The organism is Psychrobacillus sp. FSL H8-0487, assembly GCF_038008385.1.
GTDB lineage: Bacteria > Bacillota > Bacilli > Bacillales_A > Planococcaceae > Psychrobacillus > Psychrobacillus psychrotolerans.
Map to the genome: position 1 here is coordinate 950,911 of NZ_JBBOZA010000001.1, position 18,511 is coordinate 969,421.

The window sequence follows — 18,511 nt, forward strand, 5'->3', positions numbered from 1 at the left end:
AAGGGGATACAAATGAAGTTGACAATATCTAAGAAAATGTGGTTTGGTTTTAGTGCTGTTTTACTATTACTAGTAATCACAAGTGTTATTACTCAAGTAGGAACGTCAATGCTAACGGATAGATACAAGGGGCTATTAGATGATGACGTTGCAAAGATAGATTTAGTAGAAGAGATTACTGTCATTCAAAAAGATATGGCTACTGCTATATTAGAGTTTGTTATGTTCGGTAAGAGAGAAGCTGTGGATAAGTTCGATGCTGAAATAGAGAAAGGTTCCGTTGCAGCACGAGCTTTAATAGAAAAAGCTCCAGATGCAGAGTCCATGGAGTTAATGAAAGAGCTTCAAACGGAAACAGTGAAGTTATTTGAAAATAACAGTAAAATTATTGAAATGAAAAATGCGAATCAGCCTTTTGAACAATATGCAGCAAACTCATCGGAAATTAATGCCGGAGTACTTGATATTTTGGCAGAATTACAACAAGTCCAAGAAGAAAATTTGGCAGATACACGAGCGGAATTAGAAAAGTTTGAGGCTAACACGTCAAAATTACTAATTTTATTAACTATAGTAGCAATTATTATTGGAATTCTGATTTCTTACTTCATCGGAAAATCTATTTCTAATCCAATTCAAAAAGTAACGAAAGGTCTGGAAGAAATTTCTAATGGTAACTTAGCAGTTGAACCAATTATTATTAAAAATAAAGATGAAGTAGGCACAATGGCGAAAACATTTAATAAAATGTCGAACGATTTACAACAAATTGTATCAAGTGTACGCGATTCATCGATGCAGTTAGCAGCAAATGCAGAAGAACTTTCTGCTAGCTCCGAAGAAAGTCTTGCATCCTCTCAAATGGTAGCGAAATCTGCTGAAGAGCAAATGGTAGCGAGTGAACAACAGGTAAAACATATGGAGTCATCAATGAACTCTATGGAAGGTCTTAAGCAGGGCGTTTCAGAAATTGCTTCAAGTAACGATGAAATGTTACAAGCGACAGATGGCGTGCAAACTTTAGTAACAAAGGGTTCTTCTGTTGTATCAGAAGTAGCTAACCAAATGGAAACGATCCATACTACTTTCACTGAAACAACTGAAATTATGAAAAACATGGCTAAGCACTCTGATGAAATTCAAAACATTACATCGCTTATAACAGATATCTCCGAACAAACGAACTTACTTGCATTAAATGCTGCAATTGAAGCAGCTCGTGCAGGAGAATATGGTAAAGGTTTCGCGGTTGTTGCGGAAGAAGTTCGTAAGCTTGCGGAGCAATCGAAAAATTCCGCTTCTGAAATTGAGTCAATGGTTAAACTAATCCAATCTGCATCAGGGTCAGCAGTTAAAGCTATAACAACTGGTGGAGATAAAGTAGAGCAAGGTCTTGCGAAAACGACAGAATCTCTTCATGTTTTCGAAGAAATTGAAACTAGTGTAGTGGAGGTAGTGAACAAAGTAGAGCTAGTAACATCGGCTATTGGACAAATTCAAGAGATGGCTAATTCTGTTACAGAGAGTGCTCAACAAGTACAAACAATTGCTACGCACGCTGCAGATAGCGCAAGTGACACAAGTGCTGCTACAGAACAACAATTAGCTGCAAACGAAGAAATTTCTTCCAATGCTCAGTCTCTAGCAGATTTAGCAGAACAGCTACAAAATGAAGTTAGTCATTTTAAACTATAATTTTCCATGACCCTAAATTTTAAGTTAGATTTAGGGCCTTTTATTGCCTAAAATATAAATATTTTGACAATAAATGTAGTCAACTTTCCACTTGTATAATTAGGTTTGAATAGCATGTTTAGAGAAAAAGGGGATAATTATGAAATTAACAATTTCTAAGAAATTATGGGGTGGATTTACAGCAGTATTGGTGCTGTTAATAATAGCGAGTGCAATGTCTATGTGGACAACTTACGACATATCAAGTAAATATGATTCACTAATTGATGAAGAAATGGAACATGTGTCTCTTATCGAGAAAGTGGAACTAATTCAAAAGGACACGTCCACTTCAGTATTAGAGTATTTAATGTTTAGCAAACTAACTTCAGTGGAAAAACTAGAAAACAATTATAAACAAGTGACGGAGATTACAACTTCACTTTCTAGTGATCTTAAAGATACGACTTCAAAAGAGTTAGTAGAAGAATTACAGAAGAAATCTAAACAACTATACGAATCAAACAATCAAATAATTGAAATAAAAAAGAAAAATGGTATGTACCAAAAGAATGCATCCGAATCTACAAAGCTTAACTTGGAGATTGCGGAAGTATTAGTAGAACTAAAAACAAATGTAGAAAAAAGAGCAGAACAAACAAGAGACGAATTAAATACAAATGTAGGAACAGCTAATATTGTTACACTAATATTAACTATTCTTAGTATCGTAGTTGGAGTACTCGTATCACACTTTATAAGTAGAAGTATAGCTAAACCTATTACTAAAGTGACGAATGGTCTTGTAGAAATTGCAGACGGCAATCTTACAATAGAGCCAATTATTATAAAGAATAAAGATGAAGTTGGAGAAATGGCCACTACTTTTAACAAAATGTCTGGTGATTTACAACGTATAGTTTCTGGTGTCCGTGATTCATCGATGCAATTAGCAGCAAACGCGGAAGAACTAACTGCTAGTTCCGAAGAAAGCTTGGCATCTTCCCAAATGGTAGCAAAATCTGCGGAAGCTCAAATGCTAGCAAGTGATGAACAAGTAAATCACATGGATGCTTCAATGCAATCCATGACAGACTTACAAAAAGGTGTTTCACAAATTGCTTCAAGTAATGACGAAATGTTAAAAGCTACAGACGGAGTGCGATCGCTCGTTAGACAAGGGTCTAACGTCGTTACAAATGTAGCTAGTCAAATGGATAATATTTATACAACTTTCCATGAAACAACAGAAATTATGAAAAACATGGCAAAGCATTCCGATGAAATTCAAAACATTACTTCTATGATTACAGATATTTCCGATCAAACCAATCTGCTGGCATTGAATGCAGCAATTGAAGCAGCGCGCGCAGGTGAATACGGAAAAGGCTTTGCAGTTGTAGCAGAAGAAGTGCGCAAACTTGCGGAGCAATCCAAAAACTCAGCAGCAGAAATAGCAGCCATGGTCAATTTAATCCAAACGGCATCGAGTTCAGCGGTTAAAGCAATCACTTCGGGCGGAGAAAAAGTGGAAGAGGGCTTAGCGCAAACAACTGAATCCCTAAATGTCTTCCATCAAATTGAAACAAGCGTAGACGACGTTGTACAAAAAGTAGAATCCGTTACAATCGCTATAAGTAATATCCAAGAAATATCTAGGTCCGTAACCGAAAGTGTCCAACAAGTTCAATCATTAGCAACACAAGCGGCAGACGGAGCAAGTGATACAAGCGCTGCAACCGAACAACAATTAGCAGCAAACGAAGAAATTTCATCCAATGCTCAATTCCTAGCAGACTTAGCAGAAAAACTACAAAACGAAGTAAGTCACTTTAAAATATAACTAACACGACTCCTATTGCTTATAGGAGTTGTTTTTCTGTAGAAGTAGAGGGAAATTGCGCAAATGAACCGCAATGTTGAGAGAATGAGGCAGGATGTTTCAGATAAGATACCTCATGTTGTGCCAACAAGAAAAACGTTGCGAGAAACTAGAAAGTTGCGCAAAATTATATCACCCTAATTCTCAAAGATTATCTTCTAACATTCCAGAACTCGTCACAAAGTTATCAAGGGAAATCAGGTATACTTGCGGTAGGGAGTTGTTTCGAAATGTATACATTCATTATTTTCATACATGTGATAAGTGCAGTTTTATCGATAGGTCCGTTTTTTGTTCTGTTCCCGTTATTAAATAGGATGAAAGGCAAAAATAAAGAGATGATTGATACATCATTAGAAGTATTCCAAGCAGCTATTCGTCTAGTTAAACACGCTGGCCATGTGCTTGTTGGTTCAGGGATTCTACTTGTATGGCAAGGGAACTGGCCATGGACAACCTCGTGGGTAGTTATGACAATTGTCGTGATGGTAAGTTCAATCGTATTCCTAGCAAGAGCATTTAAACCAAATATTCGAGAATTCCGCGCAGGAACGATTGATTTGGATACACTCATCAAAAAATTAAAGTCCAATGTGTGGAAATATATATTATTGTTATTACTCATGCTTTGGTTCATGGTTGCAAAGCCAAATTTGTGGTAATAGATCGATCACCCTTTCTCTTTTTCGAGAAAGGGTTTTTATTTGTAAACTTGTGATTATTGATTTAGATATTGTGATTTGTAATGCGTGACTTGCGATTCTTCCAAACCAACTTGCGATTCACTGTGAACAACTTGCGAATAGACACACACAATTTGCGATTCAAAAGATATAACTCCTCCACAACTCTAATATCTTCCAAACTCATGTCATTTTAATAAAAAGTTCACAATTATTTTTTCTTTCTGCGAAATGCGATATATCGCAGATGAAAGCGATTACAAACAAAAAGAATATTCGAAAATAACTGACAATTTAAAAATTGGGTGTTGACGGGGCATTTTAAAGGCGATATGATATCAACAATATATTAATTATTGTGAGAAAATTCACAATGATAAATATTCAGAGCTGCAAAGCTAAACGCTACATAAGCGGAAAGTATAGGAGCGATTGAATTGAGAAGTGACATGATAAAAAAAGGCGTCGATCGCGCCCCACACAGAAGCTTGCTTTATGCAACTGGGGTTAAAACGAAAGATTTAGATAAACCGTTTATCGGTGTTTGTAACTCCTATATTGATATTATTCCTGGTCATATGCACTTAAACAAATTTGCCGAAGTTGTGAAAGCAGCTATTCGTGAAGCAGGAGGAATTCCATTTGAGTTCAACACGATTGGTGTAGACGATGGAATTGCAATGGGTCACATCGGCATGAGATATTCACTTCCTAGCCGAGAGCTTATTGCAGATTCTGCTGAAACAGTTATTAATGCGCACTGGTTCGATGGAGTGTTCTATATTCCAAACTGTGACAAGATCACACCAGGTATGTTAATGGCAGCAGTAAGAACGAATGTCCCATCTGTGTTTGTTTCAGGTGGTCCGATGGAAGCTGGTACTTCAGCCGACGGGAAACAACTTTCACTCACTTCTGTGTTTGAAGGAGTAGGTTCTTATAAGTCAGGTGGTATGTCAGCAGAAGAGTTACTAGATATTGAACAAAATGCATGTCCAACATGTGGGTCATGTTCAGGTATGTTCACTGCGAACTCCATGAACTCCTTAATGGAAATGCTAGGAGTGACACCTCCGGGTAATGGAACGATTATTGCAACTTCCGATGAACGTCATCGCCTTATAAAAGAAGCAGCACATCATCTAATACGAATGGTAAAAGAAGATGTGAAGCCTAGAGATTTAATAACAAAAGAAACGATCGATGATGCATTTGCGCTAGATATGGCAATGGGTGGTTCAACAAACACTGTTCTCCACACATTAGCAATTGCACACGAAGCTGAAATTGAATATAACGTGCGTGAGATTAATGAAGTCGCAAAACGTATTCCTTACTTATCGAAGATTATGCCAGCATCTGATTACTCCATGCATGATGTTCATCTAGCAGGAGGAGTTAGTGCCATTATAAAAGAGCTTTGTGAGATTCCTGGAGCGGTTCATCCAGATCGACTAACGATTACTGGAAAGTCACTCTATGAAAATGTGAAAGAAGCAGAAATTACGAATGATCAAGTCATACGCCGAAAAGAAAATCCATATAGTCCTGTAGGAGGCTTATCCGTATTATTTGGAAATATTGCTCCTGAAGGCGGAGTGATTAAAGTAGGTGCGGTGGATCCTTCTATTAAAGAGTTCACTGGTAAAGCGATTGTGTTTGATTCACAAGAAGCTGCACAAGAAGCGATTGATGATGGTACCGTTCAAGCAGGTCATGTCGTTGTTATCCGCTACGAAGGTCCAAAGGGTGGACCAGGAATGCCGGAAATGCTTGGACCAACTTCCGCGATTCAAGGCCGCGGATTAGGAACACAAGTAGCACTAATAACAGACGGTCGTTTCTCCGGAGCATCTCGAGGGATTTCAATCGGACATATTTCTCCAGAAGCTGCAGATGGGGGACCAATTGCTTTAGTTCAAAATGATGATTTGATCGCTATTGATTTAACAAATAGAACGATAGACTTACAAGTTAGCGATGAGGAATTAGCTTCTAGACAAGCAAACTTACAACCATTTGAACCAAAGATTAAAAAAGGGTATTTAGCAAGATATTCAAAACTAGTAACTTCAGCAAGTACTGGTGGAGTAATGAAAATCTAAGGATAAACTTTACAAACGGTTTTTATTAAAAATCAAATATATAAATCATTGATGAGGCAAAAGTTAAAGGAACCTTGTATTAACAGAGAGTCGGTGTGGTGGGAACCGACAATACAACCTTTAGCGACATCCCCTCGGAGTGAAGTGTTGAACGGGAAACCTTTTAGATACTTCCGGGTGTAGTTTAGCTACTCCCGTTATAAATGGATAGTGGGCAATTGCTTGTTATCTGCGAGGTAGCGGTTGCGCTACGAACTAGGGTGGTACCATGAAAAGAATTTCATCCCTATACAAAAGAACGATGGTTTCTTTGTGTGGGGTGAGATTCTTTTCTTTTTTATACATTTAACTTTAGTCATTTAAAGTGAGAGTTAAGTGAAGTTTTTCAAGCAAACTGGGCGATTTGATTAAAAAGGAGGAATTAATGATGAAGTTGACCGTTGAGGAAACTGAGCAAGTTTATGAAGAGCCAATAACCACACAGGCTCCTACACAGTTGAATGGTGCAGATGTTTTTATCGAAACGTTGAAGAAGCATCAGGTTGAAGTAATATTTGGTTATCCAGGTGGTGCGGTTCTACCTATTTATGACGCATTGTACAAAAATCCGATTAAACATATTCTTGCAAGACATGAACAAGGCGCTATTCATGCAGCGGAAGGATATGCCCGTGTTTCTGGAAAAGTTGGAGTAGTGATTGCTACTTCGGGACCAGGTGCAACGAATTTAGTTACCGGCATTGCCGATGCGATGATGGATTCCATTCCGTTAGTCGTGTTTACAGGGCAGGTTGCTACTACCGTGATTGGTACAGATGCATTCCAAGAAGCAGATATTATCGGTATTACGCAGCCTATAACTAAACATAATTACCAAGTAAAAGATGTAGCTGATTTTCCAAGAATCATTAACGAAGCTTTTCATATTGCTTCTACAGGTCGTCCAGGACCAGTTGTCGTAGATATACCTAAAAATATGGCTACCGGATTGTTCGTAACGCCAAAAGACGAAGATCAGGAAGTAAATCTTCCAGGGTATCAGCCAACGACAAAGCCAAACTTTTTACAAATTCAAAAAGCGGCTCAAGCTATTTCTACCGCCAAACAACCGTTAATCCTTGCTGGAGCAGGAGTATTATTTGCAAAAGCATCAGACGAACTTGCTGAATTTGCTGAAAAATATCAAATTCCAGTGACGAATACGCTGCTAGGATTAGGGGGCATCGAAGGTAATCATCCACTATTCCTCGGAATGGCAGGCATGCACGGAACCTATACAGCGAACATGGCCATCCAAACATGTGACTTACTTATAAATGTCGGTGCACGGTTTGATGACCGTTTAACAGGAAATTTAAATTATTTTGCTCCAAACGCTAGAGTTGTTCATATTGATATAGATCCAGCAGAAATTGGCAAAAACGTTCCAACAGAAATTCCGATTGTAGCGGATGCGAAAGAAGCATTAGAAGCTTTGATAGCGCATGATGCACCGAATGGAAATACAGCCGCTTGGCTAGAAAGCTTAAATATTTCTAAAGAGCAATATCCATTTCATTATCAAGCTAGCAAGGAACGTGGATTGCTTCCGCAGCAAGTTCTCGAGCTAGTACATGAGTATACAAACGGAGACGCGGTTGTCACAACTGACGTTGGACAGCATCAAATGTGGACTGCACAATATTATAAATTCAATCATCCACATAACTGGGTAACATCCGGAGGACTAGGGACGATGGGGTTTGGTTTTCCAGCAGCAATTGGTGCACAGCTAGCAAAGCCTGATGCGAAAGTGGTTTCAATTGTTGGGGATGCAGGTTTCCAAATGACGTTACAGGAATTATCTCTATTACAAGAGCTGAGAATTCCAGTAAAGGTAATTATTTTAAACAATCAAGCACTTGGTATGGTCCGCCAGTGGCAAGAGACTTTCCACGGTGAAAGGTACTCACAATCATTAATTTCGGTTCAACCAGATTTCGTGAAACTAGCGGAAGCTTACGATATCAAAGGGTATAAAATTGAAACGTTTGAAGACGCGAAGGTTCAGTTAAAAGAAGCATTAGAATCAGATGAACCAGTATTAATCGATTGCCGAGTAGTACAAAAAGAATTAGTCTATCCAATGGTTGTTCCAGGCACAGCCCTACATGAAATGATTGGGGTGAAACCAGAATGAAACGAATCATCACAGTAACCGTGATCAATCAAAGTGGAGTACTCAATCGTGTGACTGGCTTACTTATGAAGCGTCAGTTCAACATTGAAAGTATCACAGTAGGGCATACAGAAAATCCGCAAATTTCTAAAATGACATTTGTCGTAAATGTGGAGGATGAACAAAAGCTTGAGCAGCTATTAAAGCAACTACAAAAACAAGTAGATGTTCTGAAAGTAAATGATATTACCGAAAAACAAATTGTCGTAAGAGAACTGGCACTCGTAAAAGTTGCGTCGCCACCAACTGTAAGAGCAGAGGTTAATAGTATTATAGAACCTTTCCGTGCTTCTATTATTGATACTGGTAAAAACGTAGTCACTTTCCAAGTAACAGGTAGTCCAGAAAAAATTGATGCATTCATCGATTTGCTCAAACCCTATGGCATTAAAGAACTAACAAGAACAGGCGTAACCGCTTTTGTTCGCGAAACACAGAAAGTAAACGGCCCACAGCTATCCATTTTGAAATGAAATAGTGGCTTATGGATATTTAATGAAAGATTTTAGAAACTTATTTAATTGGAGTGTAATGCGGCGACTCCAGCGGGAAAAGCGAGTCCAGGTGAGACCCCACAGGAGACTTAGAAGAACGAAGGCTAAAAGCGCCACATCGTGTGGCAACGCCTTCGCGACCAACATTGTGTTGGCCTGAGGAGGCTCACGGACCGCCCGCGGAAAGCGTCCGCATGGAACGGAAATCTTTAGAAGTGATTAATGAATAAAAAATATAAAAAAACCAAATTCGAGGAGGAAATAACAATGGCTAAAATGTATTATAACGGAGATATCAACGAAGGACTTTTACAAGACAAAAAAATCGCAATCATCGGGTACGGATCACAAGGTCACGCACACGCACAAAACCTTAAGGATTCAGGATTTGATGTAATAGTTGGTATTCGTGCCGGTAAATCATTCGATCAAGCAAAAGAGGATGGTCTAGAAGTATATTCTGTAAAAGAAGCGGCAGAAAAAGCAGACGTTATCATGATCTTATTGCCAGATGAAAGACAAAAAGCAGTGTATGAAGCAGAAATTCAACCTTCGTTAAAAGCTGGCAAAACATTAGTATTCGCACATGGCTTCAACGTACATTTTGGTCAAATCGTTCCTCCAACAGATGTGGATGTATTCCTAGTAGCACCAAAAGGTCCTGGTCAATTAGTGCGTAGAACATTCGAAGCAGGAGCAGGAGTACCTGGATTATTCGCAGTTTACCAAGATGCAACTGGTCAGGCAAAGGATCTAGCACTTGCTTATGCAAAAGGTATCGGAGCTGCACGTGCAGGCGTTCTAGAAACAACGTTTAAAGAAGAAACGGAAACAGATTTATTCGGAGAGCAAGCGGTACTTTGTGGTAGTACAACTGCAATCGTTAAAGCTGGTTTCGAAACATTAGTAGAAGCAGGTTACCAACCAGAGCTTGCTTACTTTGAAACTTTACACGAATTAAAACTAATCGTTGACCTTATGTACGAAGGAGGAATGGCTACAATGCGTTCTTCCATCTCAGACACTGCAGAGTGGGGAGATTTCGTATCAGGACCACGTATCATTGATGCATCTGTTAAAGATCGTATGAAAGACGTATTAACAGATATTCAAGACGGTACTTTTGCAAGAGAATGGATTAAAGAAAACGAAACAGATCGACCAAAATATAATGCTATTAAAAAAGCAGAATCAGAGCACCAAATTGAAGTAGTTGGAGCTAAATTACGTGAAATGATGCCTTTCATCAATGAAGGGAAAAAAGTCAAGAAAGAAGTGGTGACTAGTGCGCAAAATTGAATTCTTTGACACAACTCTACGTGACGGCGAACAATCAGCTGGTATTAATTTAAATACAAAAGAAAAGTTAGAGATTGCTCGTCAGTTAGAAAAGTACGGTGTTTCCATTATTGAAGCAGGGTTTCCTGCTTCATCCCCTGGGGACTTCGAGGCAGTTAAGCTAATTGCAGATACGGTGAAAAATTCAGTCGTTACTGGTCTAGCTCGGTCGATTAAAAGTGATATCGAAACTTCTTGGGAAGCATTAAAAGGTGGAGTGCAACCACATCTTCACACATTTATCGCAACTTCACCGATTCATATGCAATATAAGTTAAATAAAACACCTGAGCAAGTAATCGAAATTGCTGTGGAATCTGTGAAACTAGCAAAAAAATATTTTCCACTTGTGCAGTGGTCTGCAGAGGATGCAACTCGCTCCGACAAGGATTTCTTAGTTCGTATTATGAATGAAGTCATTAAAGCAGGAGCAACAACAATTAATATTCCCGATACAGTGGGCTATGCGAGTCCTATTGAATACGGAGCTCTCTTCAAATACTTAAGTGAAAACGTAACAGGTATCGAAAAAGTGAAATTATCAGCTCATTGTCATGATGACTTAGGAATGGCTGTAGCTAATACATTAGCAGCTATCGAAAATGGAGCAACGCAAGTAGAAGGTACGATTAATGGTATCGGTGAACGTGCGGGTAATGCAGCACTGGAGGAAGTAGCTGTTGCACTACATATTCGCAACGATTATTACCAAGCAGATTCTGGCATTATATTAAAAGAAACAAAACGTACTAGTCAACTAGTAAGTCAGCTTACAGGCGTTGTAATTCAGCCCAATAAAGCGGTTGTCGGAAAAAATGCATTTGCACATGAATCTGGAATTCACCAAGATGGCATGCTTAAAAACCCGGAAACGTATGAAATCATTACACCTGATCTAATCGGTGACGTAGCTACTGAACTTGTTCTTGGAAAACATTCCGGTCGTCATGCTTTCTTCTCGAGAGCCGCGGAAATGGGCTTCCAGTTAAGTGATGAGAAACTAAATGCCGCATTTGTCGCATTTAAGAAACTGGCAGATCGTAAGAAAGAAATTGCAGAAGAGGACTTATTTGTTTTATTAACTGATCAGCAAGTGAAGAGCGGAGAAGTGGAATTGTATGAATTAGAGGAATTAGTCGTCCACTATGAAAACAATGTCCCAACCTCTACGATTACTGTAAAAGTACCATCAGGTGAACAAGTAGTGGAAACTTGCGCAGGTTCAGGTGCAGTAGAAGCAATATTCAATACACTAGAAAAGATTGTGAACGGCGAAGTTCGCATTTTAGATTACCGTGTATCGTCTGTATCTAAAGGACGCGACGCACTCGGTGAGGCAGTAATCAACTTAACACTCAACGGCAAAACATCCACTGGTAGAAATGCTTCCCAAGATGTATTGAAAGCATCTGCCAGAGCGTATATCAACGCCATCAATCGTCAATTAGTAAACGTTCAAATAAAAGAACAAGCCGCAGTAGGACAGTGAATAGGTGTTTGTAGTGAAAGGTGGCGACTCCAGCGGGATAAGCGAGTAAGTTGAGACCCCGCAGGGAGCGTAGCGAACGAGTAGGCTCGACCTCGCCCGCGGAAAGCGTCCACCTGTAACGGCTCAAAAGCCTTTTAAATCAACTTTGTAAATAAAAAAATGGGAGTGAATGAGATGGAAAAAACGATAACGGTATTACCGGGAGACGGAATCGGTCCAGAAGTAACAGAGGCAGCAGTAAAGGTGCTTCAAGCAATTGCAAAACGTTATAACCATACGTTCAACTTGCAATACGGATTAATAGGTGGAGCAGCAATTGATGCTTGTGAAAACCCACTTCCAGAAGAAACAATTAACGCATGTAGTCAAAGTGATGCCATCCTATTAGGCGCAGTAGGTGGGCCAAAATGGGATCAAAATCCATCTCATTTACGTCCGGAAAAAGGTTTGCTAGCTATTCGTAAGCATTTTGGATTGTACGCTAATATTCGTCCAGTCAAAGCGATTCCTGCATTACTAGAAGCATCTCCTCTTAAAAAGGAGGTAGCAGAATCAGTAGATTTAGTCATTGTACGCGAGTTAACGGGTGGTTTATATTTTGCTGAACCACGTAAGAAAACAAATGATTACGCAGTCGATACGTTAGTTTATACCCGCAATGAGATTGAACGAATTGTAGATACTGCTTTCCAATTAGCAAGAAGCCGTCGCGGCAAGCTCGCTTCTGTGGATAAAGCGAATGTATTGGATTCTAGTAAACTATGGCGTCAAATTGTGGAAGAGAAAAAACAAGGATATCCAGATGTGGAAGTAGAGCATATGCTAGTCGATTCAACAGCGATGAAGCTAATTACAAAGCCAGATTACTTTGACGTAATTGTAACGGAAAATATGTTTGGAGATATTTTAAGTGATGAAGCTTCCGTAATCACTGGTTCTTTAGGAATGCTGCCATCTGCAAGTACGCGTGAGGATGGTTTTGGTTTATATGAACCGGTCCATGGCTCTGCTCCTGATATCGCTGGACAAAATAAAGCAAATCCAGCCGCTACAATTCTTTCAACAGCAATGATGCTACGTGAGTCTTTCCAAATGGAAACAGAAGCAGCAGCAATTGAAGACGCAGTATTCAATGTATTAAATGATGGTAACTTCACAAGTGACTTAGAAATAAAGGGAAAACGAGTGCTTTCTACTACAGAATGGACTTCAAAAGTTTTAGAAGAATTAGACTCAGAATTTGTATCAGATAGTATTATGTTTTCTTATGTCTAACCAAAAGGAGAGAAACTAAATGGCAAAAACGATTATTGAGAAAATTTGGGATGAACATATTGTGTACGAGGAAGAAGGTAAACCAGACCTTCTCTACATCGATTTACACTTAATCCATGAGGTGACATCTCCCCAAGCGTTTGAAGGGTTACGACTAAATAATCGTAAGGTGCGTCGGCCAGATCTATGTTATGCAACGATGGATCACAATGTCCCAACTCGAAATAGAGAACAGATTAAAGACGTTATCGCTCGTAAACAAATTTCTACACTTCAACAAAACTGTGAAGAGTTTGGCGTTCCACTTGCCAATATGGACCATCCGGACCAAGGGATTGTTCATATTATCGGACCAGAGCTAGGTCTAACTCAGCCTGGTAAAACAATTGTTTGTGGAGACAGTCATACATCTACACATGGTGCATTTGGTGCCATAGCTTTTGGTATCGGTACTAGTGAAGTGGAGCATGTACTTTCAACGCAAACTTTATGGCAAGCTAAACCGAAAACAATGCAAATTAAAGTGACGGGTGAGCTTGGATATGGCGTTGCTGCAAAGGATATTATTTTAGCAATCATTGCGAAGTTTGGTATCGATATGGGTACAGGTTACATCGTCGAATATACTGGCGAAGCGATTCGAAAGCTATCAATGGAAGAGCGTATGACGATTTGTAATATGTCGATTGAAGCAGGGGCACGTGCTGGTTTGATCAGCCCGGATGAAACAACAGTTGAATTCCTTAGAGGGCGTGAGCATGTACCGGCAGGGGAAGCTTTTGAAACAGAAGCAGCACGTTGGTTAGCCCTAGCAACGGAAGAAGGGGCACTTTACGATAAAACGGTAGAAATTTCTACAGATGAAATTGAGCCGTTTGTCACATGGGGTACCAATCCTTCGATGGGTTCTGGTGTATCGCAAAATATACCATACACATCCGATTTTGCTGAAATAAGTGATCAACAAGCACATGAAAAAGCATTAGCTTATATGGGACTAGAACAAGGGATGCCGCTAGAGGACATCGCTATATCAAATGTATTTATCGGATCGTGTACAAATGCACGCTTAAGCGATCTTCGCACAGCAGCAACTGTTATTGCAGGTCGCAAAGTACATCCCAATGTTACTGCGATTGTCGTTCCAGGATCGCAAACGGTTAAAAAACAAGCAGAGCAAGAAGGCATCGACCAAATATTCCTTCATGCAGGATTTGAATGGCGCGAATCAGGCTGCAGTATGTGCCTAGCGATGAATGATGATATCGTTCCAGCAGGAGAGCACTGTGCATCCACTTCTAATCGAAACTTTGAAGGCCGTCAAGGTGCGGGTTCGAAAACACATCTGATGAGCCCAGCAATGGCAGCAGCAGCTGCAATCGAAGGTCATATTGTAGATATTCGCAAATTTGGACTAGTAAATGCATAAGGAGGAGGAAACTAAATGGAGCCTATCAATGAAATTAACAGTGTCATCACACCTTTAAATCAAAAAAATGTAGACACAGATCAAATTATCTCGAAAGAATTTCTAAAACGTATCGAACGTACTGGATTTGGAAAATACCTATTTTACCACTGGCGCTTCGATGCGAATGATCAACCAATTAAAGACTTCGTATTAAATGATGAACGATATAAAGAATCTACAATTCTAGTAGCCCATGATAACTTTGGATGTGGCTCCTCCCGTGAACATGCTCCTTGGTCCATCTTGGATTACGGATTTAGAGTAGTCATTGCACCGAGCTTTGCGGATATCTTCTATAATAACTGCATGAAAAATGGAATTTTACCGATTAAGTTATCGGTGAGTGAAGTGGAAGCCTTGCTAAGCAAAGAAGTATATAATGTCGCAGTTAATCTAGAAGCGCAAACCATAACAGGCGAAGATGGTGTGGTATATTCATTTGATATTGATCCATACCAAAAGAAAATGCTTCTAAATGGATGGGACGAAATTTCCTTAACCTTCCAATATGAAGATAAAATTAAAGCTTATGAAGACAAAAGAATAGCTAATTAGCAACTCAAAAACACCACTCCCTGATTGAGGAAAGTGGTGTTTTGATGTTTTACAAGAAGAGTGATTATAATATTGCGAGAGTTGCGTAAATCGAGGTATACGTTGCGTATACGACTTAAGATGTTGCGAATAATAAAAACGATGCGCAAAACTGTAATGCTCCGATTTTAATCCCATCATTTGCGATTTGTATCGACTAACTTGCGATTCCACACAATCATCTTGCGATATGTATCCACTAACTTGTGATTCTTTCCACAGACCTTGCGATTAACACTAACTAATTTGCGATTCACCATTATTACAAGCTCATCCTAAACTCTTCTCTTGACTTTATTAAGTAACTAAAATATAATTACTTACGAAAAGTAACCTATATAAATAACTGGAGGTATCAACATGAAATATCATAATAAACCAAACACATTTGTAGAATTAGTAGAGTTAAAGGTAGTGGATCTTCAGCGTTCCGTAGAATTTTATGAGAATATCATAGGCTTTACAATATTGGAACAGCAAGCTAACAAAATATATCTTACTGCCGATGGAAAAACAGCACTTCTTTCTATTGAACAACCAGAAAATATTATGCCAACTCAACAAAAAACTGCTGGATTATATCACTTTGCGTTATTATTACCAACACGTGCTGATTTAGGGGCAATTTTAAGATATTTTTCTGAGCTTAACATTAGAGTGGGAGCAGGAGATCACCTAGTTAGTGAAGCACTATATTTAAATGATCCTGATGGAAATGGCATTGAGATTTATACTGATCGTCCAGATTCTGAGTGGAAATGGGAAAATGAGTATGTGGAAATGGCTACCCTTCAAATTAATGCACAAAGTATTTTGACGGAAGGAGCTAATACCCCGTGGAATGGTTTGCCAGCAGGAACTGTAATGGGACATATACATTTACATGTCTCTGAACTAGATTTAACGAAAGAATTTTACAATGCTTTAGGTTTTGAGGTGATGACTCCTAATTATCCTGGTGCATTATTTATGGGAGCTGGTAAATACCATCACCATATTGGATTAAATACTTGGGCGGGAATTGGAGCACCTCCTACACCAGAAAACGTGGTTGGGTTAAAAGCATTCTCTGTCGTTTATCCTTCAAATGAAGAACTTCAAATAGCAATTACGAAAGTAAAAGCATTTGGATCAGAAATTTTTGAAGAAAATGGTATATACACCGTTAAAGATCCTTCTCAAAATAAAATTAAATTAACTATAAAATAAACAAATGACTCCGAGAAAATCGGAGTCATTTTTGAATCTTCTCCCTCTATCTATAGCTTCAACAAATTTCTACTCTCGCATCTTCATTTCGTTCATTTTTGAAATCATCTATCTGTGACAAAATATGCTTGAATTCGATCTTCCAAATCTATATAAGGTATTTTGTTGTTTCTTGCATTTATATCGACACCTCTAATCAGAGTATTCGACAGGTTAATACAATAAATTAAAGAGAAAAAAATTGAAATTTTACTAAGACTATTAAGAGGTTACACCGAAAGCTCCTTTGTAAATTTGTAAAATCCTTGTAAAGTTTCAGAAAACACACTCATTTAAGCAAAGTGTTATGCTATATTTCAGTGGGAGGTCGGAATACCTATGAAAAAATGGTCTACTATACCACTGCGAATGAAGTATTTAATTGCTATTTTTAGTTCCTTTATCTTATTTGGAGCGATGACTGTCTTATTGATTTTCCAAGTAGTTCACAACCAAGATTTAGCTAATGATATGGAAGTCTACTCACAAAATGTCGAGAGTACGGATATTATGCGATCGGAGGTAGCGAGTTTATATATTGCCATTTCCAATTTTGCTGGAGATCCTCTAGAAGAGTTTGACAAAGATTATGAATCGACAAAAGAGAATCTAGTTAATCTACAAATTTCTTCAAGTAAACAGATGCCCTATGTAGATTGGAAAACTTTCTCAGAAACCTTACAATCAATACAAACTACATATGAGAATAACTTAAAGGAATCGGTTATGAACAAAGAAAATGTCGCCAAACGAAGACAACTTCAGTCCATCAATGAAAAGTATGTAAGCCTGACAGTATTGCTAAAAGACGCTAGACAACTTGAATCTGACAAAAGAATTCTTTTAATAGAGGAAATGTCAGAGAGCCAGAAAAATACAATTTATATTGTCGTTGCATCGTTTCTAATCGCGGGATTACTATCACTCGCTCTAGTATTATTGACAAATCGACAAATTAAGACTCAGCTTTCGAAAGTAGTACTATCTGCAAAAGATATATCTCTAGGAAAACTAAATAGTGAACAAATAGACATATTATCAAACGATGAAATAGGAGAAGTATCAAAAGCGATGAATGAGATGAGAGCTAATCTTATTAATATCGTAAAAACGATCAAACTTACTGCAGAAAATCTAAATGCTAATAGCGTAAAGCTAAAGGGATATTCTAAGAATACGGTCGATAGTACAAATACCGTTAAACTAGCTATCCATGAAACTGGTGGAAGCATGCGCAATCAAAAAGAAGCTTCTATCGGTATCCGATCCTTTCTAGAGGAATTCTCCCATACTTTTGATGAAGTAACAGAGAAGGTTATTAAGTTAAACGGGGATTCAGCTATTGCTGTACAAATGGCGGATGAAAGTGCACTGGCATTGAGAAAAACGGCTGTAGAGTCTGCAAGGTTACGAAACTTATTTAAAGAAGCAGATCAAGAAAGAAAGCTACTTCAAGAAAGAACAGAGGAAATCGCTAGAATGACCACAATTGTACAGGCGATTTCAAAACAAACAAACCTCTTGGCACTGAATGCTGGCATAGAGGCTGCTAGATCAGGTGAAGATGGTAAAGGATTTGCTGTTGTAGCTGCAGAAGTGAAGAAATTGGCAGATGAAGTATCTGTTACAGCAAATACTATACGTCAAATATCCAATTCGATTACTCAACAAGGTACTCAAATGGCAAATGTGTTTGTCGAAGGAATGGAAACTTCCAAAAATAATGATGCAACGTTTAAAATGTTACATCAAAAGATGGATAAAATAGTTTCCTACATAAGAGATTCCAAGTATCAAAACGACCATATGAAAGATTCTATGTTAACTATTGAAAAAGAAAAGAATACTTCTGAGAAACTCATTTTTGCATTAATAGAATCGATAGAATCTAACACAGTACAAATGGAACTAACAGATGACATGCTTCTAGCTAATGTTCAAAATATCGAAAAGCTATCTAAATTGATAAATGATGTGAATGAGCAGGCAATTATTTTGGAGAATTCAAGCACAAGATTTGTAATATAAACTCTACCTAAC

The 18,511-nt window shown here is 38.5% G+C and carries 13 protein-coding genes and 1 other annotated feature; all 13 genes read left to right on the forward strand.

Annotated features, from left to right (window positions below; all coding sequences use genetic code 11):
• Positions 1–12 precede the first annotated feature (12 nt).
• The 13 genes from MHI47_RS04530 to MHI47_RS04590 all read left to right on the forward strand — a co-directional run bounded on the left by MHI47_RS04530 (position 13) and on the right by MHI47_RS04590 (position 18,499).
• The gene (locus MHI47_RS04530; protein WP_340829826.1) at positions 13–1,695 is read left to right on the forward strand and encodes a methyl-accepting chemotaxis protein; all 1,683 of its coding nucleotides are present in this window, start codon (positions 13–15) and stop codon (positions 1,693–1,695) included.
• A gap of 139 nt (positions 1,696–1,834) precedes the next feature.
• Positions 1,835–3,517 (forward strand): methyl-accepting chemotaxis protein, encoded by a 1,683-nt coding sequence (locus MHI47_RS04535; protein WP_340829828.1) that lies wholly within the window; start codon positions 1,835–1,837, stop codon positions 3,515–3,517.
• A 269-nt stretch (positions 3,518–3,786) separates the two neighbouring features.
• Entirely contained in the window at positions 3,787–4,218 is a 432-nt protein-coding gene (locus MHI47_RS04540) for a hypothetical protein (RefSeq protein ID WP_340829830.1), read from the forward strand.
• Positions 4,219–4,676: 458 nt separating this feature from the next.
• Positions 4,677–6,344 (forward strand): dihydroxy-acid dehydratase, encoded by a 1,668-nt coding sequence (ilvD, locus tag MHI47_RS04545; protein ID WP_340829832.1) that lies wholly within the window; start codon positions 4,677–4,679, stop codon positions 6,342–6,344.
• A 39-nt stretch (positions 6,345–6,383) separates the two neighbouring features.
• Positions 6,384–6,635, forward strand: a binding site (T-box leader).
• 136 nt (positions 6,636–6,771) lie between these two features.
• Positions 6,772–8,523 carry an acetolactate synthase large subunit gene (ilvB, locus tag MHI47_RS04550; protein WP_340832003.1) on the forward strand — a complete coding sequence of 584 codons (1,752 nt, stop codon included), beginning with the start codon at positions 6,772–6,774 and terminating at the stop codon, positions 8,521–8,523.
• Positions 8,520–9,035, forward strand: a complete 516-nt coding sequence (ilvN, locus tag MHI47_RS04555; protein ID WP_093537301.1) for an acetolactate synthase small subunit — start codon at positions 8,520–8,522, stop codon at positions 9,033–9,035. The genes ilvB and ilvN overlap by 4 nt, the downstream gene beginning before the upstream one ends.
• 288 nt (positions 9,036–9,323) lie before the next feature.
• The gene (ilvC, locus tag MHI47_RS04560) at positions 9,324–10,355 is read left to right on the forward strand and encodes a ketol-acid reductoisomerase (protein ID WP_340829833.1); all 1,032 of its coding nucleotides are present in this window, start codon (positions 9,324–9,326) and stop codon (positions 10,353–10,355) included.
• Positions 10,342–11,883, forward strand: a complete 1,542-nt coding sequence (locus tag MHI47_RS04565; protein WP_340768555.1) for a 2-isopropylmalate synthase — start codon at positions 10,342–10,344, stop codon at positions 11,881–11,883. The genes ilvC and MHI47_RS04565 overlap by 14 nt, the downstream gene beginning before the upstream one ends.
• 174 nt (positions 11,884–12,057) lie before the next feature.
• On the forward strand, positions 12,058–13,158 hold the full coding sequence (gene leuB / locus MHI47_RS04570) for a 3-isopropylmalate dehydrogenase (protein WP_340829834.1): 1,101 nt from the start codon (positions 12,058–12,060) through the stop codon (positions 13,156–13,158).
• Between the two features lie 19 nt (positions 13,159–13,177).
• A complete protein-coding gene (leuC, locus tag MHI47_RS04575) occupies positions 13,178–14,587 on the forward strand; it encodes a 3-isopropylmalate dehydratase large subunit (protein WP_340829835.1) in 1,410 nt (469 codons plus the stop codon).
• A 15-nt stretch (positions 14,588–14,602) separates the two neighbouring features.
• Positions 14,603–15,184, forward strand: coding sequence for a 3-isopropylmalate dehydratase small subunit (leuD, locus tag MHI47_RS04580; RefSeq protein WP_340829836.1), 582 nt, complete (start codon positions 14,603–14,605; stop codon positions 15,182–15,184).
• A gap of 399 nt (positions 15,185–15,583) precedes the next feature.
• Positions 15,584–16,432, forward strand: a complete 849-nt coding sequence (locus MHI47_RS04585) for a VOC family protein (RefSeq protein WP_340829837.1) — start codon at positions 15,584–15,586, stop codon at positions 16,430–16,432.
• A 378-nt stretch (positions 16,433–16,810) separates the two neighbouring features.
• Positions 16,811–18,499: a methyl-accepting chemotaxis protein gene (locus tag MHI47_RS04590; protein ID WP_340829839.1), complete on the forward strand. Its 1,689-nt coding sequence runs from the start codon at positions 16,811–16,813 to the stop codon at positions 18,497–18,499.
• Positions 18,500–18,511: the final 12 nt, after the last annotated feature.

What these genes read in the sequence shown, in the direction of transcription:
- MHI47_RS04530 (WP_340829826.1), top strand. Translation starts at nt 13, where the DNA reads ATGAAGTTGACAATATCTAAGAAAATGTGGTTTGGTTTTAGTGCTGTT.
- MHI47_RS04535 (WP_340829828.1), top strand. Translation starts at nt 1,835, where the DNA reads ATGAAATTAACAATTTCTAAGAAATTATGGGGTGGATTTACAGCAGTA.
- MHI47_RS04540 (WP_340829830.1), top strand. Translation starts at nt 3,787, where the DNA reads ATGTATACATTCATTATTTTCATACATGTGATAAGTGCAGTTTTATCG.
- ilvB (WP_340832003.1), top strand. Translation starts at nt 6,772, where the DNA reads ATGAAGTTGACCGTTGAGGAAACTGAGCAAGTTTATGAAGAGCCAATA.
- ilvN (WP_093537301.1), top strand. Translation starts at nt 8,520, where the DNA reads ATGAAACGAATCATCACAGTAACCGTGATCAATCAAAGTGGAGTACTC.
- ilvC (WP_340829833.1), top strand. Translation starts at nt 9,324, where the DNA reads ATGGCTAAAATGTATTATAACGGAGATATCAACGAAGGACTTTTACAA.
- leuB (WP_340829834.1), top strand. Translation starts at nt 12,058, where the DNA reads ATGGAAAAAACGATAACGGTATTACCGGGAGACGGAATCGGTCCAGAA.
- leuC (WP_340829835.1), top strand. Translation starts at nt 13,178, where the DNA reads ATGGCAAAAACGATTATTGAGAAAATTTGGGATGAACATATTGTGTAC.
- leuD (WP_340829836.1), top strand. Translation starts at nt 14,603, where the DNA reads ATGGAGCCTATCAATGAAATTAACAGTGTCATCACACCTTTAAATCAA.
- MHI47_RS04585 (WP_340829837.1), top strand. Translation starts at nt 15,584, where the DNA reads ATGAAATATCATAATAAACCAAACACATTTGTAGAATTAGTAGAGTTA.
- MHI47_RS04590 (WP_340829839.1), top strand. Translation starts at nt 16,811, where the DNA reads ATGAAAAAATGGTCTACTATACCACTGCGAATGAAGTATTTAATTGCT.